Annotated in this window: 8 protein-coding genes and 2 tRNA genes; 5 read left to right on the forward strand and 5 right to left on the reverse strand. The window is 62.6% G+C overall.

The genetic code is table 11. From position 1 onward, the window contains the following. Nucleotides 1–25 precede the first annotated feature (25 nt). The 3 genes from OH764_RS06425 to OH764_RS06435 form a co-directional block, all read right to left on the reverse strand. Entirely contained in the window at nucleotides 26–1,348 is a 1,323-nt protein-coding gene (locus tag OH764_RS06425; protein ID WP_498847578.1) for an IS5 family transposase, read from the reverse strand. A gap of 288 nt (nucleotides 1,349–1,636) precedes the next feature. Beyond that, nucleotides 1,637–1,723, reverse strand: a tRNA-Leu gene (locus OH764_RS06430). A 212-nt stretch (nucleotides 1,724–1,935) separates the two neighbouring features. Continuing rightward, nucleotides 1,936–2,022 (reverse strand) — tRNA-Leu (locus OH764_RS06435). A gap of 305 nt (nucleotides 2,023–2,327) precedes the next feature. Here OH764_RS06435 and rnr point away from each other — a divergent pair. The 3 genes from rnr (at nucleotide 2,328) to rpiA (ending at nucleotide 6,527) form a co-directional block, all read left to right on the forward strand. Next, nucleotides 2,328–4,829 carry a ribonuclease R family protein gene (rnr, locus tag OH764_RS06440; RefSeq protein WP_498848443.1) on the forward strand — a complete coding sequence of 834 codons (2,502 nt, stop codon included), beginning with the start codon at nucleotides 2,328–2,330 and terminating at the stop codon, nucleotides 4,827–4,829. A 194-nt stretch (nucleotides 4,830–5,023) separates the two neighbouring features. Continuing rightward, nucleotides 5,024–5,767, forward strand: coding sequence for a 23S rRNA (guanosine(2251)-2'-O)-methyltransferase RlmB (gene rlmB, locus OH764_RS06445; protein ID WP_020065733.1), 744 nt, complete (start codon nucleotides 5,024–5,026; stop codon nucleotides 5,765–5,767). A 64-nt stretch (nucleotides 5,768–5,831) separates the two neighbouring features. After that, nucleotides 5,832–6,527, forward strand: coding sequence for a ribose-5-phosphate isomerase RpiA (rpiA, locus tag OH764_RS06450; RefSeq protein ID WP_087750926.1), 696 nt, complete (start codon nucleotides 5,832–5,834; stop codon nucleotides 6,525–6,527). Between the two features lie 65 nt (nucleotides 6,528–6,592). Here the strand turns inward: rpiA and OH764_RS06455 are convergent, their stop codons facing one another. Then, nucleotides 6,593–7,921, reverse strand: coding sequence for a glycosyltransferase (locus tag OH764_RS06455; protein WP_498848444.1), 1,329 nt, complete (start codon nucleotides 7,919–7,921; stop codon nucleotides 6,593–6,595). Between the two features lie 166 nt (nucleotides 7,922–8,087). On the opposite strand from OH764_RS06455, the gene OH764_RS06460 reads away from it, so the two are divergent. Then, nucleotides 8,088–9,305 carry a glycosyltransferase family 4 protein gene (locus OH764_RS06460; RefSeq protein WP_498848445.1) on the forward strand — a complete coding sequence of 406 codons (1,218 nt, stop codon included), beginning with the start codon at nucleotides 8,088–8,090 and terminating at the stop codon, nucleotides 9,303–9,305. A 270-nt stretch (nucleotides 9,306–9,575) separates the two neighbouring features. Further along, on the forward strand, nucleotides 9,576–9,998 hold the full coding sequence (locus OH764_RS06465; RefSeq protein ID WP_020065737.1) for a helix-turn-helix domain-containing protein: 423 nt from the start codon (nucleotides 9,576–9,578) through the stop codon (nucleotides 9,996–9,998). 230 nt (nucleotides 9,999–10,228) lie between these two features. On the opposite strand, the gene OH764_RS06470 is transcribed toward OH764_RS06465, so the two are convergent. Next, nucleotides 10,229–12,640: a P-loop NTPase family protein gene (locus OH764_RS06470; protein WP_498848446.1), complete on the reverse strand. Its 2,412-nt coding sequence runs from the start codon at nucleotides 12,638–12,640 to the stop codon at nucleotides 10,229–10,231. Nucleotides 12,641–12,647 lie beyond the last annotated feature (7 nt).

A 12,647-nucleotide genomic window follows, 5' to 3' on the forward strand; every position in this document is an offset into this window, starting at 1 on the left:
CAATTCGGTTCTCGTGCCATTCGCGTTACGCCGGCACTTCGGTGGCAGTGTGGCAGTTGAACAGGGCAACGAGAACGAAGACACAAAGAAGCCGCAGCTTCCTCAGGATCATCCGGAAGTTGTGACCGGCGCCGCACAGCACCGCGTGCATCGCATCGCCGAGCGCGCCTTTGAGCCAGTTGCGATCAAGTTTTCCGTCTGTCTTCATGTGACCGATGGCTGGCTCGATTGCGCTGCGTCGCCTGATCATCGCTCGTAGTCCGCGTGTGATGCCACGCCGCAACCCCGGGTGATAGATCTTCACGCCATCGACGGCGACACCCTTGTAGCCGCGATCGACGATGGCGACTTCTGGCGTGTCGTCGCACAGGATTGCCGCCTGCTCCAGCGCTTCAGCCAGCGTGTGCCCGTCATACGGATTGCCCGGCATCGAGCGCATGCCAACGACCAGGCCTTCCTTGTGGGTCGTCGTGATCGACACTTTCACGCCGAATTCGTAGGGCGTGCGGGCCTTTCCCTTTGCCAGACATTCAACTTCCGGTGCGTGCAGCGCGTAGAGCTTATTTTTGTCCTTCGGCTTCTGCGCCAGGATGCGCTTCGTGCGACCAATTAACTCCTGCAACGCCACACGACCTGAGTCTGGCACGTGGGAGAGCTGCCGCTCCACATCACGCATCACCCGTCCAACGCGCGAACGCAGCGTGCGCAATGTCTTTCTCATGCGTTTGTACTGCTTCGCGTGAGCGTAGCGGCCAATCTGCAGCCCCAGTCGCGGCGCCTCGCGGTTGTAGTTTTGCCTCAGTTTCAGACCATGCCGTGCCGCAGCCTTCACCAGATGTTCGCGACACCGTTCGAGCAATCGCGAATCGGTTGGGTGTGCGATCGCCTTCTCCATGACAGTCGTATCGACAATCACGCGCTTGACGCTCGAGGCCTTGATCACGCCAGCGCGCTTCGCTGCTTCGATCGTCTCGGCGAGCAATTCTTCAACGCCGGCTTCGCCCAGTCGTTTGCGCCAGCGCGTCAGGCTCGACGGGTCGATTGGCGGCTCCGTCTGGAGATACGTCTCGCCCGTAAAGACCTGCCAGTAGGGGTTCTCAACCCATTGCCAGACGACCTCTTCGTCGGACAGGTCGAACGCGTGCTGCAAATACAGCAGCCCGGCAATCAGTCTGGGCGACGTCGCCGGTCGCCCCTTGCGCGATACAAAGCTTTCGCTCATCGACGCGCCCAGTCGCGCCCAGTTGATCAGGTCGGCCAAACGTATCAACGGATGCTTCAGGTTGATCTGTTCGCGCAGCGGTTGGCGGAAAAAATCTCCCTCCGTCACAGGTGTCTTCGGACCCATCCGCACCTCGTCGAAAAATGCAGGGTTCTCGCGTTAATGTGCCAGGTTCCTGCAATTCTCACAACACCATTTCGGCCTCAAAGCTCTGCTGCACAAGGAGCTCCGAATTGTTCAGGGTCGACTAATGAACGTGGCCGACCGTCCTGCATTAACGATGCGTGATGGTGGGTAGAGGCACAAATCGCCGATGTCAGTAGAACGCAATGGATCTATAGACAACAAAAAACCCCGTAAGACGTTGGCCTTACGGGGTTTCTCGAACTACTGCGGCTTGCGCCGGAACAACTGTGGTGCCCAGGAGAGGACTCGAACCTCCACGGTGTTGCCACCGCTAGGACCTGAACCTAGTGCGTCTACCAATTCCGCCACCTGGGCACGTCTTCAAGCTAGAACGCTATTTTAGCGGGCTGATGCAGCGTGTCAATCCCCGCTATAAACAAACTTCGCTTTTACAACTACGAGCAACGCATCTAATGCCGGCGGCCAGTAATCAGACTCCATGACCATCAAACCAAACGCTTTGCACAAAACGCTTTGCACAAAAACTAAAGCCGCCCATACAACATGGCGGCTTTAGTTTTGAATCTTGGTGCCCAAGAGAGGACTCGAACCTCCACAGTGTTGCCACCGCTAGGACCTGAACCTAGTGCGTCTACCAATTTCGCCACCTGGGCAGGTGATGAACAGCAAAGACCGCCATTATAGCGGCAGGATGGAGCCTGTCAAGCGTTTCTCAAAACTTGCTTAAACAACTCGCCGACGACGCTGCGCGGGCTTCCCGGCGACTATTGACGGCCCGCGTGGCGCGCCGCACGGGTGTTAGAATGCCTCGCAGTAGTTCGTTGGCACGGTGCACAAGCCCGTCGGACTCAGCCTTGAACGAGCCGGACCCGAGACAGTCTTTTTAGTGCAACGGCAGGCGCGGATCATGCGCGCTGCAAACGCTTCTTAAGCCGAGCCACATCGCCGACCGACGTCCATGCAACGAGAAAAAATCATCGACAAGCCCTTGAGCAAATTTCCGTATCCGATTCCGAGCCGCGAGGAAATCCTCGGCGTCCTGCGTACGAGCGAAGCGCCGCTCGCCGCCAACGACATCGCCGAAGCCTTGTCGATCAAGCGCCAGGAGCGCGAGGGGTTCTTCAAGCGCCTCGGCGCGATGGAGCGCGATGGCCAGATCCGGCTCGATCAGCGCAATTTGTATCAACTGACTCATCCGTCGAACTTCGTCGCAGGGCGCGTTCAGGGCCATCGGGACGGCTACGGCTTCCTGATTCGCGACGACGGCCAGGACGACCTGTTCCTGCCCACCGCCGAAATGCAAAAGGTCATGCACAACGACCGCGTGCTTGCGCGCATCGTCGGCTATGACCGGCGTGGCCGGCCGGAAGGGCATATCGTCGAAGTCACCGACCGTGCCAACAAGCGCGTCATCGGCCGCCTGCTCAACGAGAACGGCGCGCTGATCGTCGCGCCCGAAGACAAGCGCATTGGCCACGACATCCTGATCACGCAGAACACCAAGAAGGCCAAGGTCGGTCAGGTGGTGGTCGTTGAGCTGACCGATTTTCCGAGTCGTCATTCGCAGCCGCTTGGCCGCGTGGCCGAAGTGCTCGGCGATATCGACGACCCCGGCATGGAAATCGAGATCGCCGTGCGCAAGTACGGCGTGCCGCACGAGTTCAGCCCCGACGCGCTCGCCGAAGCGTCGAAACTTCCCGATGAAGTCCGACCGGCCGACGTGCGTCACCGCGTCGACCTGCGCGACGTCCCGCTCGTCACGATCGACGGCGAAGACGCGCGCGACTTCGACGACGCCGTCTATTGCGAGCCGGTCAAGGTAGGCCGCGGCGAAGGTTTCCGCCTGATCGTCGCGATCGCGGACGTGTCCCACTACGTGCATCCGAAAAGCGGCCTCGACGCGGACGCGATCGAGCGCAGCACCTCCGTTTATTTTCCGCGCCGCGTGATTCCCATGCTGCCGGAAAAACTGTCGAACGGTTTGTGCTCGCTGAATCCGAGCGTCGACCGTTGCGTGCTGGTGTGCGACATGATCGTCACCGCGCGGGGCGAAGTGAAGGCGTATCAGTTCTATCCCGGCGTGATGCATTCGGCCGCACGTCTGACTTATACCGAAGTCGCCGCCGTGCTGAAGAATACCAAGGGTCCGGAAGCCGCGCGCCGCGCCGCGCTGCTGCCGCAATTGCAGAACCTGTACGGCGTCTACAAGTCCCTATTTGCTGCGCGCCAGAAGCGCGGCGCGATCGACTTCGACACGACCGAGACGTACATCGTCTGCAATGCGCAGGGCAAGATCGAACAGATCGTGCCGCGCACCCGCAACGACGCGCACAAGCTGATCGAGGAATGCATGCTGGCCGCGAACGTCTGCGCCGCCGACTTCCTCAAGCGCAACAAGCATCCGGGCCTGTTCCGCGTGCACGCCGGGCCGACTGCGGAGAAGCTCGAGAATCTGCGTACGTTCCTGCGCGGCATGGGCCTCACGCTCGGCGGCGGCGACAAGCCGCATGCAAGCGACTACGCCGCACTGATGGCGCAAATCCGCGAACGGCCCGACGCGCAAATGCTGCAAACCATGCTGCTGCGCTCGATGCAACAGGCCGTGTACAGCCCCGACAATATCGGCCACTTCGGTCTCGCCTACGAGGCGTACGCCCACTTCACGAGCCCGATCCGCCGTTATCCCGACCTGCTCACGCACCGCGCGATATACGCGATCCTGCAGGGCCGCAAGTATCAGCCTGAGCCGCCGCAAGGCGTCACGCTGAATACGGCGCTGTCGCCGCGCGCACGCGCGATGCAGCAGGCCGACGAGGAAAAAAGCGGCCGCTCGCGCTCGAACAACGTGGCGATCTGGGAAGAACTGGGTCTGCATTGCTCGGCCAACGAACGCCGGGCCGACGAAGCGTCGCGCGACGTCGAAGCGTGGCTCAAGTGCTATTTCATGCGCGACAAGCTCGGCGAAGAATATGGCGGCATGGTGAACGGTGTCACGTCGTTCGGCATTTTCGTGCAGCTCGACTCGCTTTTCATCGAAGGCCTCGTGCACGTGACCGAACTGGGCTCCGACTACTTCCAGTATGACGAGATCAAGAACGAACTGCGCGGCGAGCGCACCGGCATTCGCTACCGCCTGTCGGATCGCGTGCGCGTGCAGGTGAGCCGCGTGGATCTCGACGCGCGGAAGATCGACTTCCGTCTCGTACGGGATACGCCGATCAAGCCGCACCCGGTGCGCGGCGTGGCGGCGGCCGACAAATCATCCGGCGAAAACGGCGGCGCGCGCGTGCGTGCATTGCCGCCGGTCGAAGGCGGCAATGCGGCGGGCGCGCGTCGCAAGAAAGCGGCTCCCGCACAAAGCGCTGCCGTCAAGGAAGCACGCGCCGCGCGCGGTGCCGCGAAGAAGCACGGCGCGGCACCCAAGCCGGCGTCCAAGCCGACGGCGCGCAAGAAGCGCTAAAGCCGCCTCATGGCTTGAACCGCGCGCAGCGGGTACGTCTAGACGTGCCGGTTGCGCGCGGTGTTCGTTTCAGCTGCCTGGTTCAATCTGCGGTCAATCCCGGATTCACGCGCTGGCTGGATCGCGCACAGGCACATATATTCATCACAGCAGCGCGGCGATCCTGCCGGGCTCAATCAAAGGTTGTATCAGTCATGGCACGTCACAAGGTTTTATACGGTTTCCACGCAGTCACCGCGCGTATCAGGCACGACGCGTCCACCGTCGAAGATGTCTATTACGACGCCACGCGCAAGGACCGTCGCATGACCGAGTTTCTGCACGTGGCGAAAGAAGCGGGCGTGCGTCTCATCGCCGCCGACGAAACGCGACTGTGGGGCCTCGCGCACACCGAGCGTCACCAGGGCGTCGTCGCGCGCGCGGGCGACATGCCGCTCGCGCAGAACCTGGCTGAGTTGCTCGATGGCATCAACGGTTCGCCACTCATTCTGGTGCTGGACGGCGTGACGGACCCGCACAATCTGGGCGCCTGCCTGCGCGTCGCCGACGCTGCCGGCGCGCACGCGGTGATCGCGCCGCGTGACCGGGCCGTCGGCCTGAACGCGACTGCCGCGAAGGTCGCGAGCGGCGCCGCTGACACCGTGCCATACATCACCGTGACGAACCTGGCACGGGCGTTGCGCGAACTGAAGGACGCCGGCGTGTGGGTTGTCGGCACGGCCGGCGAGGCCAGCAAGAGCCTGTACGAGACGGAGCTCGACGGTCCTGTTGCACTCGTGATGGGCGCCGAAGGCGAGGGCATGCGCCGCCTTACGCGCGATACCTGCGACGTCGTCATGCAGATTCCGATGGCTGGCACCGTGGAAAGCCTGAACGTGTCCGTGGCGAGCGGCGTGTGTCTGTTCGAGGCGGTCAGGCAGCGGGCGGTGAAGAAGTAATTCCGGCCGGCGCGAGGCTTGCACTCCGGTAAACTAGTGTTTTTTACTGCTAGCCGGCATTCCCATGACTCAAGACGAACTCAAGCAACTGGTCGGTCAGGCCGCCGCCGACTACGTCCTCGCCAACGTGCCCGAAGGCTCGCTGATCGGCGTGGGCACAGGCTCTACCGCGAACTGCTTCATCGACGCGCTGGCCGCCAACAAGGCGCGCTATCGCGGCGCGGTGTCGAGTTCGCTTGCCACCACCGCGCGCCTGCAATCGCACGGCATCAAGGTGCTCGATCTGAACGAAATCGATTCGCTGCCGGTTTATGTAGACGGTGCGGACGAGATCGACCACAGCGGCGCGATGATCAAAGGCGGCGGCGGTGCGCTGACGCGCGAGAAAATCGTCGCTTCGGTATCGGACGTGTTCGTCTGTATCGCGGATGCGAGCAAACTCGTCGACACGCTGGGCAATTTTCCGCTGCCGATCGAAGTGGTGCCGATGGCACGCACCGCAATCGGCCGCCGCGTCACGGCCCTCGGCGGAGTGCCGGTGGTGCGCGTCACGAAAGAGGGCACGCCCTTCATCACCGACAACGGCAATGAGATTATCGACGTCAAAGGTCTGCGTATTAGCGATCCGCGCACGCTCGAAATGCATATCAATGCCTGGCCAGGCGTCGTGACGGTCGGACTCTTCGCGGCGCGCGGCGCAAATCTGTGTCTGCTCGGCACGGACACCGGCGTGCAAACCATCGAATACCGCAAGGACTGAGTCACGCGCGAGCCTGCTCACGCGGGCTCGCACGCATCCATTGTTTTTGAGCAGCGGCACGCGTTCTAGCGGCTCGCCTGCGTATTCGTTCTATCACCGGGGCGCTGCATCGCGGCCGTCAACGCGTCCATCATCCGCTGCAAATACCGCTCTACCGAAAACTCCACCTGCGCATCGGTCAGCGCCTGTTGGGCGAGGCGCTGTGCGAGCGCCGGATCTGCGCGCAACGCGACGATTGCCTCCGCGAGCGCCGCTGCATCGCCGGGCTTGACGAGCCAGCCGTTGCGGCCATGCCGCACGATCTCCGTTACGCCGCCCGCGGCTGCCGCGATCACCGGCCGGGCCGCCGCCATGCCCTCGACGATCACACGGCCAAACGGCTCGGGTTCCGTCGACGTGTGCAAGATCACATTCATCGCTTTCATCCACGTGGGCACGTCGTCCTGAAAGCCCGCGAAATGCACGCGTTCGGCAATGCCGAGCGCGGCGGCCTGGTCGCGCAGACGCTGCGCATAGGCATCCTCACCAAATAGCGGTGCGCCGACCAGAACGAGGTGTGCGTCGGGCAATCGCGCCAACGCGTCGAGCGCGACGTGCTGACCTTTCCACGGCGCGAGGCGGCCGAACAGACCTGCGAGCCAGGCGTTCTCCGGCAAGCCGAGGCGCTGCCTGAGCGAGCCGATGTCGGTGCCATCCACTTGATCGAACGCGCTCGCGTCGATGCCGTTATAGACGACCGGCACCGAGTCTGCGGCGAGACCCGTGAGTGCTGCAAGCGACCTCGCCGATGCCTGCGAATTGACGATCACGTGGTCGACCCCAAGCCGCACGGCCCACTTGATGACGCTCAGTTGCACCCGGCCGAAATGCTCGCGCGTGAGAATGTCGTGCTGATACCAGACCACAGGCTTCCGATACAGCGCCTTGCCAAGCGCGCCCAACACAAGCGCTTTTTGTGTGTTGACGAACAAGACGTCGAACGCTCGCGCGCGTGCCGCAAGAGCGCGGACCTGCCGCACGATGCCCGGCAGCACGCGCAAGCAGTTCAAAGCCGACGCTTGCCGCGCGATGCCCGAGACCTTCGCGTCGCTGATCACTTGCACGCGAGCGCCGAGTGCTTCCAGACGCATGCGAAACGGACCGTCGGCAAGCAATACGACTTCGCTATGCGATATGCAATGTTCTGCCAATTGCAGCAACGCGAACTCGGCCCCGCCGAGTTGGCCGCTTTGGTCGACAAACAGCACGCGCGGCAATACGCTCGTGTGCCTCACCGTGGGTGCGGACATGCCGGAGCCGACCGGCGCGGCAGGCGCTGCAACTGGATCGATGAACACCGGCGACACGAGCGGAAGCGGGGTAGCGATTGGAGAGGCGTCGAGCGTAGGGCGCATAGGAAGGCGAATTAATTGGTTTTTGTTCGTTCGCAAGAGGCGAATGGGATGATTAATTATTCGCGTCCCGTCGCGCGTCGAATGTGTGCACGCGCACACGCAGCAAACGAAGCGCCACATACACTCGTTGTTAAGCCCAGAGGCGTTGACTGAGGATAAGGAGATCATGAGAGTTGCGATCGTGCACGACTGGCTCGTCGCACCCGGCGGCGCGGAGAAAGTACTCGAGCAGATCATCGAATGCTTTCCGGACGCCGATCTTTTCAGTCTCGTCGACTTCCTCGAAGACCGCCGGCCGTTGCGCGGCAAACCGGTCACTACCTCGTTCATTCAATGCCTGCCGCTCGCGCGGCGCCGCTACCGCGCTTACCTGCCGTTGATGCCGCTCGCGGTCGAGCAGTTCGACCTCTCGGGCTACGACCTCATTATCACGAGTTCCTATGCGGTTGCGAAGGGTGTGCTCGTCGGACCCGATCAGACGCATGTGAGTTACGTGCATTCGCCGATGCGCTACGCGTGGGACTTGCAGCATCAGTATCTGCGCGAAGCGCGATTGACGCACGGGCCCAGGTCCTGGCTGGTGCGCCTGTTGCTGCATTACCTGCGTGGCTGGGATTCGCACTCGGCGAATAGCGTGGACCGTCTTATCGCCAATTCGCAATTCGTCGCGCGCCGCATGATGAAAACCTACCGACGTGACGCGGCCGTCATTCCGCCTCCCGTCGACGTGCACCAGTTCGAGCTATGCACGAACAAAGACGACTTTTATCTGACGGCCTCGCGAATGGTGCCGTACAAGCGCATCGACCTGATTGTCGAGACGTTCAGCGCAACGCCGCACCGTCAGTTGGTCGTGATCGGCGACGGCCCCGAAATGTCTGCGATTCGCGCCAAGGCCGGGCCGAATGTGACGATACTCGGCTATCAGCCGGCCGGCGTGCTCAAGGACTATTTGCAGCGCGCGAAGGCGTTTGTCTTCGCTGCCGAAGAGGACTTCGGCATCGTTCCACTCGAAGCACAGGCCTGCGGCACGCCGGTCATTGCGTTCGGCAAGGGCGGAGCGCTCGAAACAGTTGTGCCTGTCGGTGAAGCGCATCCTACAGGCGTTTATTTCGGACGACAGACTGTCGTGTCGATGCTCGATGCCATCGACCGTTTCGAGCGGCAGCGTGAGCAGATCACGCCAGCCGCTTGCCGTGCGAATGCGGAGCGGTTCTCGTCGGCCGTGTTTCGCCGCGCGTTCATGGCTGAGGTTACGCGCACGATCGCCGCGGCGGGCTTGCGCAGTGAGGCGGCGGTAGTGGAGAGGACTGGCGCCGATCTCATCACCGACGAGGTTGGCTGGCCTGCACAGCCGGCGTCGCGGAGCAGTTGGGGACGATGAGCCGAGGCTTTCGCGAGCTTCGTTGCTCGGCGATTCAGACCTGTTTCAGCAGGGGCAGCATCATCGAACAAGTCGCCGGGCGATGCCACCCGAGCGGCTATCCGGGGGGAGGCGCCAGCGTGGGTCATGGCCGCCTCGATACACGGTCTTCGACGCGGCGACAGCCGGCACGGATTGTCGCGGCGATTCATTACAACAGGCAGTCGTTATTCGTTCGTCACGTGGTGACGCATGCGAGCACGACCTTTGGACGAGGATGAACCTACACTCATGAATGCCGATCGCCTTCCGGGATCCTTTCCCGACATTGCTCAAAGCTGGGCCGCGCTGCAGGCTCACGTGCCCATTACTCCCATTCGCAACGAGCATGATTACCAGACGATGGTCGAGCTCGCCAGCGCGCTTGCCGCCCATCTGAACGGCAAGGAGGACGATCCGCTTGCCGATCTTCATGCAATCGTTTCGGAGCTCGTACGCGCCTGGAAAGCGCAGAATACGACGCTTCCGAAAGGCGAGCCGCGCGAGGTATTGCGGCACCTGCTGGAGACCCACGGCCTCAAGCAGAAGGACCTGATGGGCATCGCATCCCCGACGGTGGTGAGCGATATCCTGGCGGGCCGCCGCTCGATCAGCAAGAAGGTCGCAAAAGCGCTTGCCCAGCGTTTCCAGACAGACGTCAGCGCATTTCTATAAGGCCGTAGCCAGACGGTGCCGATCGTCTGCGGTCCGTCTGTGCGGCTGGTTTCACTCAAGACGTCTCACTCATTCTGAGCCGGCGGTTTTCCGCTGTCGGCGCCCTGTCTGCTATAGCTTCAGCACTCTCACCATTGATCATCGCGCGTTGACGCGGCAATAGACAAAAGGGCCGCGTCTCCGTGGAGCGCGGCCCTCGATCGCCTACCGTTTATCGCTTGCAGCGTGAATCAGCCCGTCTTGCCGGTGTCGTCAGGATGGGCAGTCGCGTACGTGTACGCATAAGCATAGTCGTACGTACCATTTTTATTGTGGCTCTTCAGCGGTACGGCGTTCATCACGCCACCGACCACGCGCGCGCGTGCGCGGCGCAGCTTCTTCAACGCTTCTGCGAGATGGCCTTCGGTGTGCGCGCCGGCGCGCATGACGAGCACCGTCGAGCCCGCGAGGTTCGCGACCACCGCGGCGTCGGCGACCGCAAGCAGCGGGGGCGTATCGACGATGATCAGGTCGAACTGCTGTTCGAAACGCGCAAGGATTTCACTGAACCGCGACGAGGTGAGGATCTCCGACGGATTCGGCGGATAAGTGCCCGCCGCGATGAAGTGAAGACCCGCGACGCCCGTCGCGCGTGCGGCCGTTTCAAGGTCCACCTGGCCCGTCAGCAACTCGGTGAGCCCGCCTTCCGGGGAGCGGCCGAGATATTGCGCGAGACGACCGCGCCGCAAATCCGCGTCGATCAGCAGCACGCGCTTGCCGGATTCGGCGATCAGCGCCGCGAGGTTCGCGCTCAGGAAGCTCTTGCCGTCGGACGGCGCCGGACTCGTAATCGCGATGATGCGGTTCGGCGCATCGAGCAGGCCGAACTGCAGCGTGGCGCGCAAGCCGCGCAAGCCTTCGACAGTCGTGTCGTACGGATGCGTCTTGACGAGCAGCGGGCGCACCGGCGTCTTGCCCGACGCGATCACGGTCTGTGTGCCGACCCGCTCGCCGCGCACTTCGTCTGCTGCTGCATTCGCGCGCGAGCGGGACGACAACAGTCCCGCGATGCCGCTCGAGGACGCAGTTGCATCTTCCACTTCGGTCGGCCGCGAACGAGGCGCGGCGAGAGCGGCTCCGCGCGTCGCGCTCAACTGCCGGTCGCTGCGCGCCTGTTCCGGACTGAATGTGATCGCACCGAAAATCGGCAACTGGAAACGGCGTTCGACAAATTCCGGATCGGCCACGCCGGTAAAGAACTTGCGCCTGCAGTACGCGAACAGAATGCCGCCGATCACGCCGAGCAGCGTGCCCGCAGAAATCACGAGTGCCGACTTCGGCCGCACGGGCTTCGACGGCAACAACGCTTCGTCGACGATGTGAACGTTGCCGATCGTGCCGGCCCGCGAGATAGACAACTCCTGAATCTTGTTGAGCAGCGCCACGTAAATTTCTTCGGCAACTTTCGCATCGCGTTGCAATGCGAGCGCGTTCCGCTCGGAACTCGGCAGCGTCGTAAAGTGGTCTTCGAAGCGCGCTTTCTCGCGGGCCATTGCGGCCAATTGCGAGTCTACTTGCAGCACTTCCGGGCTTTCGGGAGTGAAACGCTGCAGCAATTGCGCGCGCTGAATGCGCAGCGCCGCGATCTGCTTTTCGTAGTCGAGGCCGCCGGCGAGATACACGCCCGCTTCCTGAGTCGGCTGGAACGAGCCGACTTTCGACTGATACTCCGATAGCGCGGTTTCCGTCTTCTTTACCTCGTCGCGCAGCCGTGGCAGTTCGCTGTTGAGAAAGTCGAGCATGTGGCTCGCTTCTTCCTGTGCGCGTTCGGTGCGCTGCTTCAGATACGAGGCGGCCACCGCGTTCGTGATCGCGGTGATCGCATGGGCGTCGGTACCCGAATACGACAATTGCACGACGCCCGTGTCACGGCCTTTCTCGGTGACCTGCAACGCAGTGGACAGGCCCGACACCGCGTCAAGCTGATTGAACCGCGTGATGTAAAACTCGGTGCCGGGACGCGCCACCAGTCTTTTCACCAGCAGCGTGATGTCGTGGCCTTGCGCCTGCACGCCGGCCACGCCGGTCAACAGCGTTGCACCGCGCGCATCGGTCAGTACGTAGCGGCCTTTGTCGAGCGCGTGCAGCGTCAGTTGCGCGCCTTCGAGCGCCTTCGGCACGACGATCGAGGCAACCTCGAACTGCTCCCCGCCCCACGCATATTCGGTCAGTCCGAACGGTGCGGCGAGCGGGTGCCCCGGACTCGCGAACAACGAAGCAATCTTGCCCAGCACCGGCACCGTGTTCGCCGATGTGCTGAAGTTCAGCTTGAATTGCTCGACTACCGGCTCGACCACCGCGCGGCTCTTGATGATTTCGATCTCGGCCTCGGTGCGCATCGGGCCCACGCTCGGCGTCAACGACAGCAGCTTCTGACCTTGCGCGTTGTTGCCGCTGCTCTGCGCGTCGACCTGAAGCAGCGCGTCGGCGGAATAGACCGGCGTGGCGATCTTCGTATAGACGACGGCGGCGAGGATCACGCTGCCTGCAATGCCGATTACCCACCAGATCTGCTCCGTAACCGTGCGCAGCAGATCGCGCATCACCGCGTCTTCGTCGCCGCCCGGCGCCGGCCCGTGGTCCAGCATGTCATACGTACTCATGTCGATA

It is taken from the genome of Burkholderia sp. M6-3, from assembly GCF_050858985.1.
Taxonomy (GTDB): Bacteria; Pseudomonadota; Gammaproteobacteria; order Burkholderiales; family Burkholderiaceae; genus Paraburkholderia; species Paraburkholderia caledonica.